This is a genomic window from Streptomyces thermoviolaceus, from assembly GCF_045209695.1.
Taxonomy (GTDB): Bacteria; Actinomycetota; Actinomycetes; order Streptomycetales; family Streptomycetaceae; genus Streptomyces; species Streptomyces thermoviolaceus.
In genome coordinates, this window is record NZ_CP109280.1 from 2,619,320 (window position 1) to 2,642,016 (window position 22,697).

General features: G+C 69.8%; 13 protein-coding genes, 3 rRNA genes and 1 pseudogene. 3 read left to right on the forward strand and 14 right to left on the reverse strand.

The features are described from left to right. Nucleotides 1-81: 81 nt before the first annotated feature. The 7 genes and pseudogenes from OG899_RS11440 to OG899_RS11470 all read right to left on the reverse strand — a co-directional run bounded on the left by OG899_RS11440 (nt 82) and on the right by OG899_RS11470 (nt 9,161). Nucleotides 82-1,254, reverse strand: coding sequence for an acetoin utilization protein AcuC (locus tag OG899_RS11440; protein ID WP_125500303.1), 1,173 nt, complete (start codon nt 1,252-1,254; stop codon nt 82-84). Then, a pseudogene (locus OG899_RS11445) lies at nt 1,205-2,506 on the reverse strand (MFS transporter); the annotation flags it as partial. The gene OG899_RS11440 and the pseudogene OG899_RS11445, both read right to left, overlap by 50 nt. A 1-nt stretch (nt 2,507) precedes the next feature. After that, complete coding sequence (locus OG899_RS11450; RefSeq protein WP_125500301.1) at nt 2,508-3,197, reverse strand: VC0807 family protein; 690 nt, start codon at nt 3,195-3,197, stop codon at nt 2,508-2,510. A 106-nt stretch (nt 3,198-3,303) separates the two neighbouring features. Further along, nucleotides 3,304-3,948, reverse strand: coding sequence for an HAD family phosphatase (locus OG899_RS11455; protein WP_168131505.1), 645 nt, complete (start codon nt 3,946-3,948; stop codon nt 3,304-3,306). Between the two features lie 67 nt (nt 3,949-4,015). Beyond that, a 5S ribosomal RNA gene (gene rrf, locus OG899_RS11460) occupies nt 4,016-4,132 on the reverse strand. 75 nt (nt 4,133-4,207) lie between these two features. Next, nucleotides 4,208-7,332: ribosomal RNA gene (locus OG899_RS11465) — 23S ribosomal RNA — on the reverse strand. A gap of 301 nt (nt 7,333-7,633) precedes the next feature. Then, a 16S ribosomal RNA gene (locus OG899_RS11470) occupies nt 7,634-9,161 on the reverse strand. Together the 16S, 23S and 5S rRNA genes form the textbook arrangement of a ribosomal RNA operon. Nucleotides 9,162-10,020: 859 nt before the next feature. Between OG899_RS11470 and trpS the strand changes: the two genes are divergently transcribed. Next, entirely contained in the window at nt 10,021-11,016 is a 996-nt protein-coding gene (gene trpS, locus OG899_RS11475; RefSeq protein ID WP_125500598.1) for a tryptophan--tRNA ligase, read from the forward strand. A 58-nt stretch (nt 11,017-11,074) separates the two neighbouring features. On the opposite strand, the gene proC is transcribed toward trpS, so the two are convergent. The 4 genes from proC to OG899_RS11495 all read right to left on the reverse strand — a co-directional run bounded on the left by proC (nt 11,075) and on the right by OG899_RS11495 (nt 13,851). Continuing rightward, nucleotides 11,075-11,884, reverse strand: a complete 810-nt coding sequence (gene proC / locus OG899_RS11480; protein ID WP_125500597.1) for a pyrroline-5-carboxylate reductase — start codon at nt 11,882-11,884, stop codon at nt 11,075-11,077. A 221-nt stretch (nt 11,885-12,105) separates the two neighbouring features. After that, on the reverse strand, nt 12,106-12,897 hold the full coding sequence (locus OG899_RS11485) for a class I SAM-dependent methyltransferase (protein ID WP_125500596.1): 792 nt from the start codon (nt 12,895-12,897) through the stop codon (nt 12,106-12,108). Nucleotides 12,898-12,972: 75 nt separating this feature from the next. Then, entirely contained in the window at nt 12,973-13,476 is a 504-nt protein-coding gene (locus OG899_RS11490; RefSeq protein WP_125500595.1) for an EamA/RhaT family transporter, read from the reverse strand. 42 nt (nt 13,477-13,518) lie between these two features. Further along, nucleotides 13,519-13,851 (reverse strand): SH3 domain-containing protein, encoded by a 333-nt coding sequence (locus tag OG899_RS11495; protein ID WP_168132457.1) that lies wholly within the window; start codon nt 13,849-13,851, stop codon nt 13,519-13,521. Nucleotides 13,852-14,020: 169 nt separating this feature from the next. On the opposite strand from OG899_RS11495, the gene OG899_RS11500 reads away from it, so the two are divergent. Next, nucleotides 14,021-16,561, forward strand: coding sequence for a protein kinase domain-containing protein (locus OG899_RS11500; protein ID WP_406311014.1), 2,541 nt, complete (start codon nt 14,021-14,023; stop codon nt 16,559-16,561). Between the two features lie 108 nt (nt 16,562-16,669). Here OG899_RS11500 and ilvD read toward each other — a convergent pair whose 3' ends face one another. Together ilvD and OG899_RS11510 are read right to left on the reverse strand one after the other, a co-directional pair. Further along, nucleotides 16,670-18,523 carry a dihydroxy-acid dehydratase gene (gene ilvD / locus OG899_RS11505; RefSeq protein ID WP_125500593.1) on the reverse strand — a complete coding sequence of 618 codons (1,854 nt, stop codon included), beginning with the start codon at nt 18,521-18,523 and terminating at the stop codon, nt 16,670-16,672. 162 nt (nt 18,524-18,685) lie between these two features. Beyond that, entirely contained in the window at nt 18,686-19,510 is an 825-nt protein-coding gene (locus OG899_RS11510) for a sugar phosphate isomerase/epimerase (protein ID WP_125500592.1), read from the reverse strand. Nucleotides 19,511-19,799: 289 nt separating this feature from the next. Here OG899_RS11510 and OG899_RS11515 point away from each other — a divergent pair, with 289 nt between their 5' ends. Then, nucleotides 19,800-20,594 carry a hypothetical protein gene (locus tag OG899_RS11515; protein ID WP_125500591.1) on the forward strand — a complete coding sequence of 265 codons (795 nt, stop codon included), beginning with the start codon at nt 19,800-19,802 and terminating at the stop codon, nt 20,592-20,594. Between the two features lie 251 nt (nt 20,595-20,845). Here OG899_RS11515 and OG899_RS11520 read toward each other — a convergent pair whose 3' ends face one another. Next, a complete protein-coding gene (locus tag OG899_RS11520; protein ID WP_189427868.1) occupies nt 20,846-22,561 on the reverse strand; it encodes a hypothetical protein in 1,716 nt (571 codons plus the stop codon). Between the last annotated feature and the right edge of the window lie 136 nt (nt 22,562-22,697).

Here is a 22,697-nt window from a genome sequence, read left to right on the forward strand (position 1 = left end):
CTCGACCGCCGTTCTGCGACACCCCTCGACCGCCGACTTCGGCACCGCACGGCCCGCGGACCCGGCCGCCGTGAGGGAGTGTCAGGCCAGCAGCCCCCGCTGCGGGAACACCGCCCGCCGCGTCGCCAGGATCGCCTGGTCCAGCCGGTCCGCGGGGTCGTAGCCCGCCTCCCAGTCGGCCCAGGCGACCGGCCACCGGCCGTCCGTCATCCGCAGCGGCCCCACCCGCCGGGTGCGCGCGTACACCTCCTGCCGCCAGCTCTCCGGGATCACCGTCTCCGGCTCGACCGGCCGGCCCGCGGCGATGCCCACCAGGTGCGTCCACGACCGCGGCACCACGTCCACGACCGCGTATCCGCCGCCGCCGAGCGCGACCCACCTGCCGTCGGCGCACGCGTGGGCCAGGTCGTGGCAGGCCAGTTGCACCGCCCGCTGCGCGTCCAGCGACACCGCCAGGTGCGCCAGCGGATCCTCGAAGTGGGTGTCCGCGCCGTGCTGGGTGACCAGCACCTGCGGCCGGAAGTCGGCGAGCAGTTCGGGCACCACCGCGTGGAAGGCCCGCAACCAGCCCGCGTCCCCGGTCCCGGCCGGCAGCGCCACGTTCACCGCCGACCCTTCCGCGTCGCCCGCCCCGGTCTCCTGCGGCCATCCCGTCTGCGGGAACAGCGTCCGGGGGTGCTCGTGCAGCGAGATCGTCAGCACCCGCGGGTCCTCCCAGAACGCCGCCTGCACTCCGTCGCCGTGGTGCACGTCGACGTCGACGTACGCGACCCGCTCGGCGCCCAGCTCCAGCAGCCGCGCGATCGCCAGCGCGGCGTCGTTGTAGACGCAGAAGCCCGAGGCGGCCCCCGGCATGGCGTGGTGCAGGCCGCCGGCGAAGTTCACCGCGTGCAGCGCCTCCCCGTGCCACACGGCCTCCGCCGCCGCCACCGACTGGCCCGCGATCAGGGCGGAGGCCTCGTGCATCCCGCGGAACGCCGGATCGTCCAGGGTGCCCAGCCCGTACGACGTGTCCGCCGCGCCGGGATCGGCGGACGCGGCCTTGACCGCCTCGATGTAGTCGGCCCGGTGGACCAGTTGCAGCGTCGACTCCCCCGCCGGCCTGGCCGCCGCCAGGTGCACCTCGCGGTCGAGCCCGAGGGCACCGATCAGTTTCCGGGTCAGGGCGAGACGGACCGGATCCATCGGATGGCCCGGGCCGAAGTCATACTCCGTCACCGCCTCGTCCCACATCAGCTGTGCGCGGCCGCTCATGCCCGCCACCGTATCGGTCCGGCCGCACCGCGAACGACCTGGCGCACGCCAGCGTCACCAGCACCAACGTCATCGGCACCAGCATCGCCCCGCGGTAGCTCCACGCATCCCCCAGCGCACCCACCAGCGGCGAGCCGACCAGGAAACCCACGTAGTTGAAGACGTTCAGCCGTGCGATCGCCGCGTCCGACGCCCCGGGCCCGCCGGCGTCCAGCGCGTGCCGTCCGGCCGCCGCGAAGGTCTGCGGCACCAGCACGCACAGTCCGAGTCCCAGCAGTGTGAAGCCGAGCATCCCCGTCCAGGGTCCCGGCGCCCCGGCCACCACCGCGAAGCCGAGCGCCGCCACCAGGGCGCCCAGCCGTACCACGGCCACCGCCCCGAACCGCCGCACCCCCAGGTCGCCGATGGACCGCCCCAGCAGCGTGGTGACCATGTACACGTTGTACGGCACCGTCGCCAGCTGTTCCGAACTGCCCAGCGTGTCCTGCAGGTACTTCGCGCTCCAGTTCGACACGGTGGAGTCCCCGATGTACGCGAACGTCATCACCAGGCACAGCGGCAGCAGCAGCCGCGCCCCGACGCCCGCGCCGCTCACCGCCCGGCCGTCCGCGCCGGGCGCGGCGCCGCCCCGCCCGTCGACGTACCACCGGCTGCCCACGAGCGTCGCCGGCAGCAGCACCGCCACCACCGGCAGGTACGACACCCACAGCGTCAGGTGCCAGTGGGCACCTGCCCAGGCCAGTGAGGCGCCCAGGATGCCGCCGAGGCTGTAGGCCGCGTGGAAGCCGAGCATGATGCTGCGGCCGTAGGCGTGCTGCAGGCTCACTCCGAGCATGTTCATCGCCGCGTCCAGCGCCCCGACGGCCAGCCCGAAGGCGGCCATCAGCGCGGCCAGGTGGGCCATCCGGTCGCCGGCTCCGGCACCGACCAGCGCCAGCATCGCCACCGGCTGGGACCAGCGCAGCACACGGCTGGGCCTCACCCGCTTGACCAGGTGTTCCGTGGCCACGCTGCCGATGCCGGCCAGCACGGGCACGGCGGCCAGGAACACGGGCAGGACGGCGTCCGAGACGCCGTAGCGGTCCTGGACGGCGGGGATGCGTGTGACGAGCAGCGCGAAGACGCAGCCCTGCGCGCCGAACGCGAACGCCAACGAGGCCCTGCCGCGCCGCAGCACATCCGTCATGGCGGCGAGCGTAGGGCCCCGGGAGCACCGGTGAACAGATCCGGTCGCGGACGTATCGGGCCGGTTCTCACCCGGCGTTCGCGGGCGTGCCGGCCACGGGGGAGGCCGTGGTGCGGGCGGCCTCGGTCTCCGCGATGACCATCCGCGCCATGGGGCGGGCGGCGATCGCGCCGCTGACGAAGAAGGCGAGCGCCATCGACACCGCGAGGATCACGGTGCCCAGCCACACCATGGTGTCGACCGGCAGCGTGTAGGCGCCCACCACGCGCACGACGCACTCGCTGAGCAGTGCCACGCCCCACACCAGGGAGAACGTCCGCTCCGCCCGGCGGAACGGCACCGAATGGGCCCTCAGCCGCCGCCAAGCGGCGTCGCGTTCGGCATCGCCCTGCACCAGCCAGGGCTTCATCACCTCGGACATCATCGGCCTGCCCAGCATCACCGAGACGAGGACGCCGATGCCGATGGCGCTGCTGACGCCGCTGTCCTTGGCGAGCATCAGCCGCGGGTCCCCGGTGACCGTGCTGAGCAGCACCCCGACCACGTTCACGAAGAGGATGAGCGCGGCGAGCGCGTTGAGGGTGCGCTCCCGCACCGCGCTCCACACGATCCGCAGGGCCGGCACCGCACTGCTCCAGCCGAGGGCGGCGAGCGTGCTCAACCCGACGGCGTCCTTCAGCAGGTAGTACCCGCCGACCGGCACCGCGACGTCCACCAGCAGAGGGACGAGGTTTCCGCGCTTCCTGTTCGTCGTCATGCTCTCAGGGTCGCGCCCGAGAGGGGTCCCGCAGTAGAAACGATCGTCCGGAGTACCGCATGACAAATGTCAATACGCCCGTCGTGCGGCCCGTCATGACGTGGTGTCAGGCCAGCAGGCCGGGCAGCTCGTGCATCTGTGAGAAGAAGTGACGCGCGCCGGTGAGGCGGGCCTCGGGTGTCATGGCGGTGAAGGCGAGCACGTCCATCCCGGCCGCCACGCCCGCCTGCACGCCCAGTGGTGAGTCCTCCACGACGACGCACCGCTCGGGGGCCACGCCCATCTGCCGTGCCGCGTGCAGGAAGAGGTCGGGCGCCGGCTTGCCCCGGCCCACGTCCTGGGCGCTGAAGATCCGGGTGTCGTCGAACCACCGGTCGAGGCCCGTGGTCCGGTGCCCGACCCGGATGCGCTCATGACTGCCCGAGGACGCGACACAGTACGGCGTCCCGTCCGCCGCCAGCTTCTCCAGGACGGCCTCGACGCCGGGCACGGGTTTCAGTTCCCGCTGGAACGCGGCGAACACACGGGCGTGGAAGACGTCGTCGAAGTCGTCCGGGAGACGCTTCCCGGTGCGCTCGAGCACGAGATCGTGGACCCGGTGCAGTGCGGACCCCATGTAGTCGCGGATGGAGTCCTCGTACGAGGTGGGGTGCCCCAGCTCGGTGAGGTAGGCGGCGAGCAGCCGGTTGGAGATGGGCTCGCTGTCGACGAGGACACCGTCGTTGTCGAATATCACGAGGTCGTAGCGCACGGACTCAACCCTAAGGGCTGAATGCAGAAAGGCCCACACCGTACGGTGTGGGCCTTTCCCAAAAATAGTCCGGCGGCGTCCTACTCTCCCACAGGGTCCCCCCTGCAGTACCATCGGCGCTGTAAGGCTTAGCTTCCGGGTTCGGAATGTAACCGGGCGTTTCCCCTACGCTATGACCACCGAAACACTATGAAACAATCAACCAACCAGCCATCGGCTGTTCATTGCTTCAGAACCAACACAGTGAACGCGAGCACCTGAGGACAAGCCCTCGGCCTATTAGTACCGGTCACCTCCACCAGTCACCTGGCTTCCAGATCCGGCCTATCAACCCAGTCATCTACTGGGAGCCTTACCCCATCAAGTGGGTGGGAGCCCTCATCTCGAAGCAGGCTTCCCGCTTAGATGCTTTCAGCGGTTATCCCTCCCGAACGTAGCCAACCAGCCATGCCCTTGGCAGAACAACTGGCACACCAGAGGTTCGTCCGTCCCGGTCCTCTCGTACTAGGGACAGCCCTTCTCAAGACTCCTACGCGCACAGCGGATAGGGACCGAACTGTCTCACGACGTTCTAAACCCAGCTCGCGTACCGCTTTAATGGGCGAACAGCCCAACCCTTGGGACCGACTCCAGCCCCAGGATGCGACGAGCCGACATCGAGGTGCCAAACCATCCCGTCGATATGGACTCTTGGGGAAGATCAGCCTGTTATCCCCGGGGTACCTTTTATCCGTTGAGCGACGGCGCTTCCACAAGCCACCGCCGGATCACTAGTCCCGACTTTCGTCCCTGCTCGACCCGTCGGTCTCACAGTCAAGCTCCCTTGTGCACTTACACTCAACACCTGATTGCCAACCAGGCTGAGGGAACCTTTGGGCGCCTCCGTTACCCTTTAGGAGGCAACCGCCCCAGTTAAACTACCCATCAGACACTGTCCCTGATCCGGATCACGGACCCAGGTTAGACATCCAGCACGACCAGACTGGTATTTCAACGACGACTCCACCCGAACTGGCGTCCAGGCTTCACAGTCTCCCAGCTATCCTACACAAGCCGAACCGAACACCAATATCAAACTGTAGTAAAGGTCCCGGGGTCTTTCCGTCCTGCTGCGCGAAACGAGCATCTTTACTCGTAGTGCAATTTCACCGGGCCTATGGTTGAGACAGTCGAGAAGTCGTTACGCCATTCGTGCAGGTCGGAACTTACCCGACAAGGAATTTCGCTACCTTAGGATGGTTATAGTTACCACCGCCGTTTACTGGCGCTTAAGTTCTCAGCTTCGCCGGCCCGAAAGCCAGCTAACCGGTCCCCTTAACGTTCCAGCACCGGGCAGGCGTCAGTCCGTATACATCGCCTTACGGCTTCGCACGGACCTGTGTTTTTAGTAAACAGTCGCTTCTCGCTGGTCTCTGCGGCCAACCCCAGCTCCGAGCGCAAGGCCCATCACCAGGACTGGCCCCCCTTCTCCCGAAGTTACGGGGGCATTTTGCCGAGTTCCTTAACCATAGTTCACCCGAACGCCTCGGTATTCTCTACCTGACCACCTGAGTCGGTTTAGGGTACGGGCCGCCATGAAACTCGCTAGAGGCTTTTCTCGACAGCATAGGATCATCCACTTCACCACAATCGGCTCGGCATCAGGTCTCAGACTCAATGGCATGCGGATTTACCTACACACCGTCCTACACCCTTACCCCGGGACAACCACCGCCCGGGATGGACTACCTTCCTGCGTCACCCCATCACTCACCTACTACCAGCTCGGGCCACCGGCTCCACCACTCCCACCAACAGCAAAGCTGAAGACGGGCGGCTTCACGGGCTTAGCATCACTGGATTCGATGTCGGGCGCTTCACAGCGGGTACCGGAATATCAACCGGTTATCCATCGACTACGCCTGTCGGCCTCGCCTTAGGTCCCGACTTACCCTGGGCAGATCAGCTTGACCCAGGAACCCTTGGTCAATCGGCGCACACGTTTCTCACGTGTGAATCGCTACTCATGCCTGCATTCTCACTCGTCAACCGTCCACAACTCGCTTCCACGGCTGCTTCACCCGGCAGACGACGCTCCCCTACCCAACCCAGCACCCGTTAAGGCTTCACGCTGGATTGACACGACTTCGGCGGTACGCTTGAGCCCCGCTACATTGTCGGCGCGGAATCACTAGACCAGTGAGCTATTACGCACTCTTTCAAGGATGGCTGCTTCTAAGCCAACCTCCTGGTTGTCTCTGCGACTCCACATCCTTTCCCACTTAGCGCACGCTTAGGGGCCTTAGTCGATGCTCTGGGCTGTTTCCCTCTCGACCATGGAGCTTATCCCCCACAGTCTCACTGCCGCGCTCTCACTTACCGGCATTCGGAGTTTGGCTAAGGTCAGTAACCCGGTAAGGCCCATCGCCTATCCAGTGCTCTACCTCCGGCAAGAAACACACGACGCTGCACCTAAATGCATTTCGGGGAGAACCAGCTATCACGGAGTTTGATTGGCCTTTCACCCCTAACCACAGGTCATCCCCCAGGTTTTCAACCCTGGTGGGTTCGGTCCTCCACGAAGTCTTACCTCCGCTTCAACCTGCCCATGGCTAGATCACCCCGCTTCGGGTCTTGAGCGTGCTACTCAAACGCCCTCTTCGGACTCGCTTTCGCTACGGCTACCCCACCCGGGTTAACCTCGCAACACACCGCAAACTCGCAGGCTCATTCTTCAAAAGGCACGCAGTCACGACTGACGGGAAAACCCGCCAGCGACGCTCCCACGGCTTGTAGGCACACGGTTTCAGGTACTATTTCACTCCCCTCCCGGGGTACTTTTCACCATTCCCTCACGGTACTATCCGCTATCGGTCACCAGGGAATATTTAGGCTTAGCGGGTGGTCCCGCCAGATTCACACGGGATTTCTCGGGCCCCGTGCTACTTGGGAATCACTCAAGCGAGCCGCACAGATTTCGACTACGGGGGTCTTACCCTCTACGCCAGGCCTTTCGCATGCCCTTCGCCTATCCATACGGTTTCTCACTCGCCCCACGGCCGGCAGACCGTGGAAGAGCAACCCCACAACCCCGCATACGCAACCCCTGCCGGGTCTCACACGCATACGGTTTGGCCTCATCCAGTTTCGCTCGCCACTACTCCCGGAATCACGGTTGTTTTCTCTTCCTGCGGGTACTGAGATGTTTCACTTCCCCGCGTTCCCTCCACACTGCCTATGTGTTCAGCAGCGGGTGACAGCCCATGACGACTGCCGGGTTTCCCCATTCGGACACCCCCGGATCAAAGCCTGGTTGACGACTCCCCGGGGCCTATCGCGGCCTCCCACGTCCTTCATCGGTTCCTGGTGCCAAGGCATCCACCGTGCGCCCTTAAAAACTTGGCCACAGATGCTCGCGTCCACTGTGCAGTTCTCAAACAACGACCAGCCACCCACCACCCCGAACACAACCGTTCGAGTTCACCGGGGCCGGCACTGAGGAAAACCTCGTTCCCTCAGGACCCAACAGCGTGCCCGACATCCCCAGCCCTCACACCCGCGTTCCACGCCCCGAAGAGCAGTACTAACCGTGCAAGCAAGCCACGAATGCCGAATAGTCAACGTTCCACCCATGAGCAACCAGTGCGAGACACTCGCTCACATACTGGCCTCTGGACTGCCGAAGCAGCCAAGAAGTGCTCCTTAGAAAGGAGGTGATCCAGCCGCACCTTCCGGTACGGCTACCTTGTTACGACTTCGTCCCAATCGCCAGTCCCACCTTCGACAGCTCCCTCCCACAAGGGGTTGGGCCACCGGCTTCGGGTGTTACCGACTTTCGTGACGTGACGGGCGGTGTGTACAAGGCCCGGGAACGTATTCACCGCAGCAATGCTGATCTGCGATTACTAGCGACTCCGACTTCATGGGGTCGAGTTGCAGACCCCAATCCGAACTGAGACCGGCTTTTTGAGATTCGCTCCACCTCACGGTATCGCAGCTCTTTGTACCGGCCATTGTAGCACGTGTGCAGCCCAAGACATAAGGGGCATGATGACTTGACGTCGTCCCCACCTTCCTCCGAGTTGACCCCGGCGGTCTCCCGTGAGTCCCCAGCACCACAAGGGCCTGCTGGCAACACGGGACAAGGGTTGCGCTCGTTGCGGGACTTAACCCAACATCTCACGACACGAGCTGACGACAGCCATGCACCACCTGTACACCGACCACAAGGGGGCACCCATCTCTGGATGTTTCCGGTGTATGTCAAGCCTTGGTAAGGTTCTTCGCGTTGCGTCGAATTAAGCCACATGCTCCGCCGCTTGTGCGGGCCCCCGTCAATTCCTTTGAGTTTTAGCCTTGCGGCCGTACTCCCCAGGCGGGGCACTTAATGCGTTAGCTACGGCACGGACAACGTGGAATGCTGCCCACACCTAGTGCCCACCGTTTACGGCGTGGACTACCAGGGTATCTAATCCTGTTCGCTCCCCACGCTTTCGCTCCTCAGCGTCAGTATCGGCCCAGAGATCCGCCTTCGCCACCGGTGTTCCTCCTGATATCTGCGCATTTCACCGCTACACCAGGAATTCCGATCTCCCCTACCGAACTCTAGCCTGCCCGTATCGACTGCAGACCCGGAGTTAAGCCCCGGGCTTTCACAACCGACGCGACAAGCCGCCTACGAGCTCTTTACGCCCAATAATTCCGGACAACGCTTGCGCCCTACGTATTACCGCGGCTGCTGGCACGTAGTTAGCCGGCGCTTCTTCTGCAGGTACCGTCACTTGCGCTTCTTCCCTGCTGAAAGAGGTTTACAACCCGAAGGCCGTCATCCCTCACGCGGCGTCGCTGCATCAGGCTTGCGCCCATTGTGCAATATTCCCCACTGCTGCCTCCCGTAGGAGTCTGGGCCGTGTCTCAGTCCCAGTGTGGCCGGTCGCCCTCTCAGGCCGGCTACCCGTCGTCGCCTTGGTGAGCCGTTACCTCACCAACAAGCTGATAGGCCGCGGGCTCATCCTGCACCGCCGGAGCTTTCCACACAGAGGAGATGCCTCCCTGTGTCGTATCCGGTATTAGACCCCGTTTCCAGGGCTTGTCCCAGAGTGCAGGGCAGATTGCCCACGTGTTACTCACCCGTTCGCCACTAATCCACCCCCGAAGGGGCTTCATCGTTCGACTTGCATGTGTTAAGCACGCCGCCAGCGTTCGTCCTGAGCCAGGATCAAACTCTCCGTGAATGCCTACCGGTGATCCGGTTCACACACACGGGAGCGGAACCAGAGGAAGGAATAATCCCTCCGGTTCACAGCGTCCTCGCTGTGTTTTCAAAGGAACCCAGTCACCGAAACCGAAGTTTCGGCAGACGGGGCATCAACATATCTGGCGTTGACTTTTGGCACGCTGTTGAGTTCTCAAGGAACGAACGCTTCCTTCGTACTCACCCTCTCGGGCTTTCCTCCGGGCGTTTTCCCTTCGGTGTCTCCGACTCTATCAGATCTTTCCGATCCGATGTCCTCGGTGCTTTCCAGGTTCCCGCTCTCGCGTTTCCCTTTCCGGCGTTTCTGACTCTATCAGATCTCTTTCGAGCTGATCCCCGGTCAGCGGGGTTCGTCCTCGCGGCCTTTCCGGCCGTTCCGACGTCGTGAGACTTTAGCGGATTCCGTGCTCCCGAGCGAATCGGGGGCCGCGTTTCACGCACGCGGATTCCGGCTCATTCCGTGATTGCACACGCCGACGACACGACGACAGACGGACAGAACGACTGCGGTCGTGTGGAGGGTGGTGCTTACGGAGTGGCTGTCCGGGGACCGACCGGAGTCGGCTCTCACGTCGGACAACTCGGAGAACCTTACGGATGCCGTCGACGTGTGTCAACTGGCGGTGCCAGGGGTGTTCCGGTGTTCCGCACACCCGTTTCCTGGGCGTACCGTGTCGGGCATGACGACGCGTACGTGCATCCAGCTGTGGTGGCCCGCCTGACGGCGGCCGCCTTCCACACGTACGCAGACGACGGCCGCCGCCCCGGCGGCCGTTTCTCGTCTCTGCTCCTCCTGACGCGGTGGCCGGCCGGGCGGCGGCATCTGAGGAAGGAGCGAGATGACACGGGTCTTCAGCGGGGTCAAGCCGACCGGGCACCTGACGCTCGGGAACTATCTGGGTGCCCTGCGGCAGTGGGCGGAGATCGACCAGCACCGGGCGGATGCGCTGTTCTGCGTGGTGGACCTGCACGCCCTGACCGTGCACCACGATCCGGCGCGGGTGCGCAGGCTCACCCGGCAGGCGGCCACGCTGCTGCTGGCCTCCGGCCTCGACCCCGAGCTGTGCACGGTGTTCGTGCAGAGCCATGTGGACGAGCACACTCGGCTGTCCTACCTGCTGGAGTGCGTGGCCACGGACGGCGAGATGCGGCGGATGATCCAGTACAAGGAGAAGTCGCCGCGCGAGCGGGCGCGGGGCGGCAGCGTACGGCTGTCGTTGCTGACGTATCCGGTGCTGATGGCCGCCGACATCCTGGCCTACGGCACGGACGAGGTGCCGGTGGGCGACGACCAGACGCAGCATGTCGAGCTGGCGCGAGACTTGGCGGTGCGGTTCAACCACCGGTACGGGCACACGTTCACGGTGCCGAAGGCGACCGCGCCGAAGGTCGCGGCGCGGGTGATGAACCTGCAGGACCCGACGTCCAAGATGGGCAAGTCCCAGGACGCGGGGCCGGGCGTCGTCCATCTGCTCGACGAGCCCGACGTGATCCGCAAGAAGATCATGCGGGCGGTGACCGACAGCGAGGAGGACGTCGTCTACGACCGGGGAAGTCGTCCGGGCGTGGCGAACCTGCTGGAGATCCTTGCCGCCTGTCGGGGCGAGGAGCCCGAGGCGCTGAGCGGTGGATACGACTCGTACGGGGCGTTGAAGAAGGACACCGCGGAGGCCGTGATCGAGATGCTCAGGCCGGTGCAGCAGCGGCACAGGGAGCTGTGCGCGGATCCGGGTGCGGTGGACGCCGTGCTGCGTGAGGGCGCGGAGCGGGCCCGGGGGATCGCCCGGCCGCGGGTGGACGCGGCGTACCGGGCGATCGGGCTGCTGCCTGCGTGAAGGGACCGTACCGTCCGGCGCGCCGCTCCAGATGCGGGGCGGCGGCCGGGCGGGGGCGTCAGTTGCTGCCGGAGGCCAGTTCGCGGCTGCGGTCGCGGGCGGCCTCCAGGGCGGCGATGAGGGCGGCCCGCACGCCGTGGTTCTCCAGTTCGCGGATGGCACTGATCGTGGTGCCGGCGGGCGAGGTGACGTTCTCGCGGAGCTTCACCGGGTGCTCGCCGCTGTCGCGGAGCATGACGGCGGCGCCGATCGCGGACTGCACGATGAGGTCGTGGGCCTTGTCGCGGGGCAGGCCGAGGAGAATGCCGGCGTCGGTCATGGCCTCGACCAGGTAGAAGAAGTAGGCCGGGCCGGAGCCGGACAGGGCGGTGCAGGCGTCCTGCTGGCTCTCGGGGACGCGGAGGGTCTTGCCGACGGCGCCGAAGATCTCCTCGGCGTGGGCGAGGTGGTCGTCGGTGGCGTGGGTGCCGCCGGAGATGACGGACATGGCCTCGTCGACGAGGGCGGGGGTGTTCGTCATGACGCGGACGACCGGGGTGCCCGGGGCCAGGCGCTCCTCGAAGTAGGAGGTCGGGATGCCCGCCGCGCCGCTGATGATGAGGCGGTCGGCGGGGACGTGCGGGGCGAGTTCGCCGAGCAGGGTGCCCATGTCCTGGGGTTTGACCGTGAGGATCAGGGTGTCGGCGGTCTTCGCCGCCTCCGCGTTGCTGGCCGGGGTGACGCCGTGGCGCGCGCGGAGTTCCTCGGCGCGCTCGGGGCGGCGGGCGGTGACCAGGAGGTCGGAGGGCGCCCAGCCGGCCCGGATCATCCCGCTGAGCAGGGCTTCGCCGATCTTGCCGGTGCCGAGGACTGCGACTTTCTGGCTCATGGGTTCATCCTTGCACCGGGGGACCTCCCGGCGGCCGGTTGTCCGGCAGGCGGACGCGTCGCGGTGTCGTACGCGGCCGGGTGCGTCGTAGGCGTCGGGTGTCGTGGGCGTCGTGGTGTCGTGGGCGTCGTGGTGTCGTGCGCGCCGTCGGGCCTACTCTGCGCCGTTGCCGCGTGCCGGTCGTGTCGCGCCGGGGCGGTCCGGATGTGCCGCCGTCGTGCTCAGGGTCTGGGGGCGACGAGCAGGAGGACGTCGTAGGTCTCCTCGACGACGCCGTCGGGGAACACCGTCAGCAGGTGGTCGCGCTCCTGGGCGAGGAACGCGGCCCTGCGGTCCTCGGGGGCGGTCAGCAGCAGCGAGTGGCTGGCGAGGTTGGCGAGGTGGGTGTCCACAGGGACACGGCGGCTCCAGCGGATCGTGCGGCGGGTGAAGGCGAGACGGCCGGACGGATCGGCCCGTTCCGCGCGGGCCTCCCACTTCTGCTCGACAGGGGCGTCGACGCCGAAGAAGCGGGCGGTGCGGCGCCGGGACTCGGTGATCCACTCGATGTCGAAGGCGTCGGTGTTCCACCACAGGGCGATCGCCCCGCCGGGACGCACCACGCGCAGGGCCTCCGGCACCGCGCGGGCGGTGTCGGTCCAGTGCCAGGCCTGGGCGTAGGTGAGCAGGTCCGTGGTGGCGTCGGCGAGGGGCAGGGCGTTGCCGTCGCCGCGGACCAGGGGGATGTCCGGGTGGGTGCGGCGGAACTGGGCGGCCATGCCGGGGCCGGGTTCCACGGCCAGCACGCGGGCTCCGCGCTCGTGCAGGAGTGCGGTGGCCATGCCGGTGCCGGCACCGGCGTCCACGACCCGGGCACCGGCCAGCGGGCGGCCGGACAGCTCCTCGATGGCGTCGAACAGGGCGGGCGGGTAGGAGGGGCGGTTGGCGGCGTACTGGGCGGCTGCGGCGTTGAAGGAGTGCGCTCGTGCGCGCACGGCATCGGGCTCCGCGGCGGGCGGGAGGGACGCGGTCATGCCGCCCATCATCGCGCGCGGCCGTGCGGGTGTGCCGGGGCGTTGGGGGGCCGCATCGGCCGGCCCGTCGCCGGGTCAGCGGCGGCGGCGCTTCTTCGTGGGGTTGCCGGAGCGGCGGGTGGTGCGGCGCTCGTGCTGCTCGACGGCCCGCCGGTACTCCTCGCGGTGCAGGGTCTCGCCGGGGGCCTCGGTGAGGGAGCGGACGAAGTAGGCGAGGAGGGAGCCGACGAAGCCGATGGCGAGCAGGCCGCGCAGGGAGGCCTGACGGTCGGGGTCGGGGCGCCGGGAGAAGCTCTCCCAGGTGTGCCGGAAGGCCAGCACGCTGCACACCGCGAACATGACGACGACCAGGCCGGTGACGAAGGGGCCGGAGTCCGCGATCTGGAGGCCCTGGTAGGCGACGGCGAGCACGAAGCAGGCGGCCGCGGCGGCGAGCAGCGAGCCGACGGCCACGCCGATGCGCCGGGCCGCGTAGCCGTGGTCGTGGTGCACCCAGGTCGTGCCGAAGAAGCGCAGCGGCTCGGGCCGGGGTCCGGCGGAGCCCGCGCGGGTGTCCGGGGTGCCGTTGTCGTCGCTCACCCGACGATTATCGCCCCCGACGGTGCGCGGGCTCCGGCGGGCTCAGCTGCAGCGGGGAGCGATGTAGCCGTCGCTGCCGGTGTACACGTACGCGTCGGAGACGTACTCGCCGTTGCCGATGCAGTCCCAGATGTTGGAGGTGCCGTAGTAGCCGGAGACCGTGGTGCCGGGGGCCTGGCAGCTGATCGGGACGTGGATCCCCTCGGGCAGGACCCGGATGATCCTGTAGCCGGTGCCGGGGCCGCTGCGGACGTTGAGCCGGACGCCGGGAGCCACCGGGTAGGTGCGTGCGGCGGCGGTGTTCGCGGACGCTGCGGTGGCGGCCGGTTCCTGGCCGGCGTCGTTTCCGGTGGTGCCGGCGTGGTCGGTGGTCATGGTGCGTTTCCCTCCCCGTTCCGGTGCGAGCGCCGAGGCTCGCACGTACCTGTGCGACACGCGTGTGCGGGCGCGAGGCCGCACGCTAGCAAGCCTCCTCGGGCCCCATCGAGTCGTCGATTAGGCTCCGTGCGTCGCGCGCGCGGACGAACAGCACGGGGGTGGTCCCATGACGCCACAGCGCAACGCCGGCCCGGGCGCGGAAGCGGAACTTCCGGAGTATGCCGGGCACTACCGCTTGGAGGCCTGTCTCGGCTCGGGCGGCATGGGCGTTGTGCACCTGGCCCGCAGCACCTCGGGGCTGCGGCTCGCGGTGAAGGTGGTGCATGCCGAGTTCGCGCGGGATCCCGAGTTCAGGGGCCGGTTCCGGCAGGAGGTGGCGGCCGCGCGGCGGGTCAGCGGGGCGTTCACCGCGCCGGTCGTGGACGCCGATCCGGACGCCGAACGGCCGTGGATGGCCACGTTGTTCATTCCCGGTCCGACCCTGTCGGAGCAGGTCAAGCGGAATGGTCCGCTGGCCCCGGCGCAGCTGCGTCGGCTGATGGCGGGGCTGGCCGAGGCGCTGCGCGACATCCACCGGGTGGGTGTGGTCCACCGCGATCTCAAGCCGAGCAATGTGCTACTCGCCGAGGACGGGCCCAAGGTCATCGACTTCGGCATCTCCCGGCCGAAGGACAGCGAACTGCGCACCGAGACCGGCAAGTTGATCGGTACGCCGCCGTTCATGGCGCCGGAGCAGTTCCGCCGGCCGCGGGAGGTCGGGCCGGCCGCCGACATCTTCGCGCTGGGCTCGGTGCTGGTGCACGCGGCGACCGGGCGGGGGCCGTTCGACTCCGACAGCCCGTATCTCGTCGCCTACCAGGTCGTGCACGACGAACCGGATCTGACCGGGGTGCCCGAGGAGCTGGCGCCGCTGGTGCAGCAGTGCCTGGCCAAGGAGCCCGAGGACCGGCCGACGCCGGACGAGCTGATGCGCGCACTGCGGTCACTGGCGGCCACGTACGACACCCAGGCCTTCATACCGGCCCAGCGGACGCGGGAGCCGTCGCCGCTGTCCTCGTCCGGTGCCCGAGCAGGCGGCGGGCACGGGGACGCGGACGATCCCGGGGCCCGGGAGCGCGACGGATCCGAGGCCCGGGACCGGTGGAGCAGCACGGACGAACCGGGGGCTTCGGAACAGCCGGTGCAGACACCGGACGAGCCGGACGCCGTGACGTCGGCGGACGCCCCTGCCCCGGCAGCGCAGTCCCGGAACCCGGCGGAGGACCGGGCCGGGGACCGTGCGGCGGTGGCGGCGCGGGACACAGACGCGCACCGGGACGGGGACGGGGATCAGGGCGCGGACGCGGACCGGGACCGGGACGGGGATCAGGGCGCGGACGCGGACCGGGACCGGGACGCGGACCGGGACCGGGACGGGCTCCGGGCGGAGCAAGAGGAGCAAGAGGAGGAAGAGGAGGAAGAGGAGGATACGGCGGCGCGGCGGTCCGGGGCCGCGTCGGGCGAGCGGGGGCGGGCGTCCGTGAGGCGGTTCCGGCTGCGTGCCGGGCTGGTGGCCGGGGCGGTCGGTGTGCTGGTGGCCGGCGGGTTCGGGGCGGTGCAGTGGGTGGGGCGGCCCGGGGCGTCGGGGGGCGGTGCGCACACCGCTGCCGCCGCGTTCGAGGCGTGGGCGGTCGAGCCGGTGCCCGGCTCGGCGGCGGTGCCGCAGTGCTCCTGGGGCGGTTCCTCCGGCGGCGCGGGCAGCAGCGCTCCGGGTGCGGGGCTGTTCTGTGCGCAGTCCGGTCAGGTCGTCGCGCTCGATGCGGCCGACGGTTCCGTGCGGTGGCGGCGTGCGGTGGCCGGGGCGGGCGACGAGACCCCCGTGGTCTCGGGCGGCCTGGTGTACGTGCCCACCGCGGACGGCCGGCGTCTGCAGGCGCTGGACGCGGCCTCGGGGCACCCGCAGCCGGAACTCGAGCTGCCCGCGCAGGGCGGGTGGCACATCGTGGGCGGCACGCTGGTGGTCGCCGGGGCCGACGGCACGGTCACCGGCGTGGACGGCGCCTCGGGCGGGACGCGGTGGAGCCGGCGGATCGCCGGGTACAGCCTGCCGACTCTCGCCTCGTTCCCCGTGGACGGCCTGGCCTGGGTGAGCAGTTCCTCCGCCGACGGGGAGCACACCCGGATCACCGCGCTCGACCCGGCGACGGGAGCGGTCCGCCGGGACGTCACGCTGCCCGGATACCTGCGGCTCGTCGGGGTGCAGGACGGCGACGTCTTCCTGCTGGGCCTCGATCCGGTCTACGGCGACGCCACGTCGGTGGTCCGCCACAGCGGCGGGTCGGGGGCGGTGCGCAGGGTGGCGCTGCCGGCGCGGCTGCAGAGCCCGCAGGCCGTGGTGCGCGGCGCGGTCGTCCATCTGCTGGGCGACGGCGGGTCCCTGCAGGCCGTCGACATGGCCGCGGGCCGGCCGCTGTGGCAGCTGGAGACGGCCGTGAGCAAGGCCTCGGCGCCGGCGTGCGACGGCCGGTACGTGTATCTGACCGCCGCGGACGGCCGGCTGCTGGCGGTGGACGCGCGGACGGGCCGGCTCGCCGGGCAGACCCGGCCGCGGATCGGCGGCAGGCCGGGCACGCTGGCCGCGCCGGTGGCGGCCGACGGCCGTGTCTTCGCGGGCGCGCCGGACGGCACCGTCTTCGCCGTGGACGCACGGGACCCGTCGGCGTGGTGACGTACCCGTCGGCGTGGTGACATGCCGAAGGGCCGCCCCTCGGCAGCGGCCCTTCGGTGGTCTCGGCCGGGCGGCGGACCCGCGGGTCCGGCCCGGGTTCTGCCCGGTTCAGCTCAGCTTCGTCACGTCCCGCACCGCGCCCTTGTCGGCGCTGGTGGCCATCGCCGCGTAGGCGCGCAGGGCCAGGGAGACCTCGCGGTCGCGGTTCTTCGGGGCCCAGGTGCCGTTCAACGCCTGCTCGCGACGGGCCAGTTCCGCCTCGTCCACCAGCAGTTCGATGGAACGGTTGGGGATGTCGATGCGGATCCGGTCGCCGTCCTCGACGAGCGCGATGGTGCCGCCGGAGGCCGCCTCCGGGGAGATGTGGCCGATGGACAGGCCGGAGGTGCCGCCGGAGAAGCGGCCGTCGGTGATCAGAGCGCAGGCCTTGCCCAGGCCGCGGCCCTTGAGGTACGAGGTCGGGTACAGCATCTCCTGCATGCCGGGGCCGCCCTTGGGGCCCTCGTAGCGGATGACGACGACGTCGCCCTCCGTGACCTGCTGGGTCAGGATCTTCTGAACGGCCTCCTCCTGGGACTCGCAGACGACCGCGGGGCCCTCGAAGGTCCAGATGGACTCGTCGACGCCGGCGGTCTTCACCACGCAGCCGTCCACGGCCAGGTTGCCCTTGAGCACCGCCAGGCCGCCGTCGGTGGAGTAGGCGTGGGCGACGCTGCGGATGCAGCCGTTGACCGCATCGGTGTCCAGGGCCTCCCAGCGTTCGGACTGGGAGAAGGCCTCGGCGGAGCGCACGCAGCCGGGAGCGGCGTGCCACAGTTCGACGGCCTCGGGGGACGGGGAACCGCCGCGCACGTCCCAGGTCTTGAGCCAGTCGGCGAGGGACGGGCTGTGCACCGCGTGGACGTCCTCGTTGAGCAGGCCGGCCCGGTGCAGCTCGCCGAGCAGGGCGGGGATGCCGCCGGCCCGGTGCACGTCCTCCATGTAGTAGGTGCGGTCCTTGGCGACGTTCGGCGCGACCTTCGCCAGGCAGGGGACGCGGCGGGAGAGCTGGTCGATCTGCTCCAGGCCGAAGGGGACGCCGGCCTCCTGGGCGGCGGCCAGCAGGTGCAGGATCGTGTTGGTGGAGCCGCCCATCGCGATGTCCAGGGCCATCGCGTTCTCGAACGCCTGGAAGGTGGCGATGCTGCGGGGCAGGACGGAGTCGTCGTCCTGCTCGTAATAGCGGCGGGTGAGGTCCATGACCGTGCGGGCCGCGTTCTCGTACAGGGCGCGGCGGGCGGTGTGGGTGGCCAGGACGGAGCCGTTGCCGGGCAGGGCCAGGCCGATCGCCTCGGTCAGGCAGTTCATCGAGTTGGCGGTGAACATGCCGGAGCAGGAGCCGCAGGTCGGGCAGGCGTTCTCCTCGATGCGGAGGATGTCCTCGTCGGAGACGGAGCTGTTGGCGGCCTCCGACATGGCGTCGATCAGGTCCAGGGTGCGGACCGTGCCGTCGACCAGGGTGGCGCGGCCGGCCTCCATGGGGCCGCCGGAGACGAAGATCGTCGGGATGTTCAGGCGCAGCGCGGCCATGAGCATGCCCGGGGTGATCTTGTCGCAGTTGGAGATGCAGATCAGCGCGTCGGCGCGGTGGGCCTGCACCATGTACTCGACGCTGTCCGCGATCAGGTCGCGGGAGGGCAGCGAGTAGAGCATGCCGCCGTGGCCCATGGCGATGCCGTCGTCGACGGCGATGGTGTTGAACTCGCGCGGGATGCCGCCCGCCTCGCGCACCGCGTCGCTGACGATCCGGCCCACCGGCTGCAGGTGGGTGTGGCCGGGGACGAACTCGGTGAAGCTGTTGGCGATCGCGACGATGGGCTTCCGGCCGATGTCCGCACCGGGTACACCGGAGGCACGCATGAGGGCGCGGGCGCCCGCCATGTTGCGGCCGTGGGTGACTGTGCGGGACCTCAGCTCGGGCATCGTCGCTCGCTCCTTCGGAGAGTTCTGACGCCTCGAGCGTACGCCGGTCATCCAGGAGGCGGGACGACTTGTCCGCGATGCGGGACGGGCGGCCGGGGCGCCCACAGGGGAGGACGGCGGCCGGGGCGGGTCAGCGGGGGAAGACGGCGCGGCCGGGGCGGGTCAGCGGCCGGGGATCTCGGCCGGGGCGGCCAGGTGGAGGCGGGCGAAGGCCAGGGCCTCGGCGAGGTCGGCCTCGCGCTCGGCACCGGACATGGCGCGGCGGGTGTTCACCTCGACGACGATGTGGCCGTCGTAGCCGGAGGCGGCGAGCCGTTCGAGGACTTCCGCGCAGGGCTGGGCGCCGCGGCCGGGCACCAGGTGCTCGTCCTTCGCCGAGCCCTTGCCGTCGGCGAGGTGGACGTGGCCGAGGCGGTCGCCCATGCGGTCGAGCATCCGCAGCGCGTCGGTGCGGGCGGTGGCCGCGTGACTGAGGTCGATGGTGAAGTGCCGGTAGTCGTCGTTGGTGACGTCCCAGTCGGGGGCGTAGGCGAGCATCTCGCGGTCGCGGTAGCGCCACGGATACATGTTCTCCACGGCGAAGCGCACGTCGGTCTCGTCGGCCATCCGGTGGATGCCGGTGACGAAGTCCCTGGCGTACTGGCGCTGCCAGCGGAAGGGCGGGTGGACGACGACCGTGCTCGCGCCGAGCCTCTCCGCGGCGGTGCGGGCGCGCTGCAGCTTGGTCCAGGGGTCGGTGGTCCACACCCGCTGGGTGATGAGCAGGCAGGGGGCGTGCACGGCGAGGATCGGTATGCCGTGGTAGTCGCTGAGCCTGCGCAGCGCGTCGATGTCCTGGCTGACCGGGTCGGTCCACACCATGACCTCGACCCCGTCGTAGCCGAGGCGCGCGGCGATCTCGAAGGCCGCTGCCGTCGACTCCGGATACACCGAGGCCGTGGACAGGGCGACCTTCGCTTCCGGGACTCGCACGACGGGTTGCACCACGAGGACAGGTTACGAGGTGCCACGGGCGGCTGCGGGGCGTGTCCCATCAGGTGTGGCGTTCGTCATGACGGGCGCGGGCGCGGGAGTGACGGGAAAGGTGCGGGCGCGGGCGGCCGGGGCGCCCTCCCGCGGCTGCCGCGCGTGTCGGGCCGTCGGCGGCGGCTTCGAGCGGTCCCGGCCGGACCGGTGGGCGTCTTACCCTGGACGCGTGCCAAAGACGAAAAAGGCGAATGCCGACATTACCGGCGATTCCGGCGCACCTGGCGAATCCACCGGTGCCGTGCCGGCCGTGACGTCGTCCCCGGGGCCAGGGCCGCAACGGGCACCGCAGGCCGAGGAGCCCGACGAGCAGGGCCTCGACTTTCCGCGCGCGTGGGTGGAGTTCGTGGACCCGGCGGACGAGGAGCAGGTCTTCCGCTGCGACCTGACCTGGCTGACCTCCCGCTGGAACTGCATCTTCGGCAGCGGATGCCAGGGCATCCAGGCCGGCCGTGCCACGGACGGCTGCTGCACGCTGGGCGCCCACTTCTCCGACGAGGACGACGAGCGGCGGGTCGCCGAGCACGTGGCCCGGCTCACCCCGGACATCTGGGAGAACCACGCCGAGGGCACCGCGAACGGCTGGGTGACCGAGGACGAGGAGGGATCCCGGCAGACCCGCCCGTACAAGGGGTCGTGCATCTTCCAGAACCGGCCCGGCTTCCCCGGCGGCATGGGCTGCTCGCTGCACATCCTGGCGCTCAAGGAGGGCCGGGAGCCGCTGGAGACCAAGCCGGACGTGTGTTGGCAGCTGCCGATCCGGCGCACCTTCGAGTGGATCGACCGGCCCGACGACACCCGGGTGCTGCAGGTGTCGATCGGCGAGTACGACCGGCGCGGCTGGGGCCCGGGCGGCCACGACCTGCACTGGTGGTGCACCTCGGCGAAGTCGGCGCACGGCGCGGGTGAGCCGGTGTACGTCTCCTACCGGGCCGAACTGACCGAGCTGATGGGCAAGGCCGGCTACGACCGCCTGGTCGAGCTGTGCGAGGAGCGGCTGGCCGCGCAGCCGCTGCTGGCACCGCACCCGGCGGACCCGGCGTGACACGACCTGATACGACCTGATACGGCCTGACACACCTGACTCCGGACCTGGCCCGGCCCGGCCCCTCATGATCCGGACCCGGCCGGATCCGACCGGGTCTGGCAGGCCTGGCGGGCCTGGCGGGCCCGGCCCGACCTGAGCCTCACCTGCCCGGTGTCCGACCCCGTCGGACGCCGGACCCTGCTCCTCCGGTGCGCCGTGACCGGTGACGGACGCCGTCGTCCGGCACCGGGGCCGACGTCCGGCGCCGGTCACGGACCGGCCGTGGCACCGCCCGGTCCCGCGCCGTCGTCGCCCGGCGGCCCGGAGGTGCCGCCGCCGGTGCCGGACGACGGTGTGGGGTCGGGCGGCGGCGTGGTGCCGTCACCGGGGGTTCCACCGCCCGGCGGGTCGGCGGGGGTGTGCGTGGGCCGCGGGGACACCGAGGGGTGCGGGCGCGTGCCGGCGGGCGGGGTGACCCGGTGCGTCGGTGTGGAGGGGGCGGGTACCGGGCCGTGACCGCTGATGGTGATCACGGCGCCCACCGGGCCGACGGTCACCTGGGCGCGCCAGCGGCCGGCGGGTTCGCGCAGCGGGTCGACGTGGATGCGGACGGTCGTCGAGGCGCCCGGCTGGAGGGTTCCCGACGAGCGGTTCGGGTACAGCCATGCGACACCGGTGGTCACCGACCAGTGGACGGGGTCCGGCCCGGAGGCGGTCAGGGTGACGAGCGTGGTGTCGCCGCTGCCGGTGGCGACGACGGTGAGCCGTCCGCCGCCACGGCCGGCCTCGTCGGCGTCACTGACCTGCACGGACACCTCGCCGGCGGTGACCGGCCCGCTGTCCGCGGAGGCACGCGCGGTGTCGCCGCCGGTGCCGGGGCCGGCGTTCCGCCGGCCGTCGGTCCCTTCCCCGGCCGGCACCCCGGGGCTGGGCGCCTCGCGGGCGGTGGCCGGCACACCGTCCTGTTCCCGGCCCGCCGGGCCGGAGCGGTGAGCGGCCCACAGGGCGAGCGCGGGGGCGGTGACCACGGTGGCGACGACGGCCGTGGTGACGGCACGGGTGCGCAGCCGTGCCCGGCGCGCGGCCCGGTGTCCGGGGTCCATCGGGAAGCCGCGCCGGTCGAAACGCGGGCCGCCGGTCCACGGCCGCGGGTGACGCGTCAGAGCGGCGCGCAGGTCCGCGCGGGGCGCGCGGAGCACGGGCAGTTCGGCCGGGGTGACCGAGGAACCGGGCCAGCGGCCGGGGACGGCGCGCTGAGCGCTGCGGCGGCAGCGCGGGCAGTCGTCGACATGGCGGACGAGTTCGTTCCGCAGGGCAGGGGTGAGCACGACAGGACGGTCACCGGTGAGCGCGGTGGTGCCCGGGCAGCCGCCGGCCTCGGCGACGACGAGCGCGGCGCGGGTGCGCTCCACCTCGCACGCCGCGGAGGCGAGCAGCTCCCGGGTGGCCACGGGATGCCGGCCGAGGACGGCGGCGACCTCCGCGGCGGTGAGCTGGTGGCGGACGGCGAGTTCGAGCGCCTCGCGCTGCTCGGGGCTGGTGCCCGCCGCCTCCGGCCAGGCCAGCCGGGCCAGTTCGCCCTGCCGCTGCTGCCGGACGTCCTCGGGCACGGCTGCGGGACGGCCGCCGGGCCGGGCGGCCCGCGTTCCGCCGTGACGGCCCGGGTGCGCGGCCCTGCGTCCGCGCCGGTGGCCGGCCAGGATGCGCAGGCAGGACCAGCGGGCCAGCGCGTACAGCCAGGCGCGCCGGCCGGCCGCGTCCGGTCCGGGGCGCCGGCCGCGCCGCTCGGCCACGACCAGGGCGTCCGCCAGGGCGGTGACGGCTTCGTCGTGGTCGCACAGCACGGACAGGCAGTAGGTGAACAGGCCGTCGAGATACGGCTCACAGGGCAGCGGCGGGTGCACGGCAGCACGGTCGTGCGCCTCGGGGTGCGCCCGGCGTGCACCGGTCGTGCGGGTCGAGGTCTCCGGACTGCTGGTCGTCACCTGTGTGACCGTAGGGGTGAGGGGTCGTCGCTTCTCACCCGTTCGGGCAATTTAATCCGTACGGGTGAAACGATCCCGCAGAGAGAAGTGGGCGCCTTCTGCCCGGTAAACGGACAGCGCCGGACAAGCAGGTGAC

What these genes read in the sequence shown, in the direction of transcription:
- OG899_RS11440 (WP_125500303.1), bottom strand. Translation starts at nt 1,254, where the DNA reads ATGAGCGGCCGCGCACAGCTGATGTGGGACGAGGCGGTGACGGAGTAT.
- OG899_RS11450 (WP_125500301.1), bottom strand. Translation starts at nt 3,197, where the DNA reads ATGACGACGAACAGGAAGCGCGGAAACCTCGTCCCTCTGCTGGTGGAC.
- trpS (WP_125500598.1), top strand. Translation starts at nt 10,021, where the DNA reads ATGACACGGGTCTTCAGCGGGGTCAAGCCGACCGGGCACCTGACGCTC.
- proC (WP_125500597.1), bottom strand. Translation starts at nt 11,884, where the DNA reads ATGAGCCAGAAAGTCGCAGTCCTCGGCACCGGCAAGATCGGCGAAGCC.
- OG899_RS11485 (WP_125500596.1), bottom strand. Translation starts at nt 12,897, where the DNA reads ATGACCGCGTCCCTCCCGCCCGCCGCGGAGCCCGATGCCGTGCGCGCA.
- OG899_RS11495 (WP_168132457.1), bottom strand. Translation starts at nt 13,851, where the DNA reads ATGACCACCGACCACGCCGGCACCACCGGAAACGACGCCGGCCAGGAA.
- OG899_RS11500 (WP_406311014.1), top strand. Translation starts at nt 14,021, where the DNA reads ATGACGCCACAGCGCAACGCCGGCCCGGGCGCGGAAGCGGAACTTCCG.
- ilvD (WP_125500593.1), bottom strand. Translation starts at nt 18,523, where the DNA reads ATGCCCGAGCTGAGGTCCCGCACAGTCACCCACGGCCGCAACATGGCG.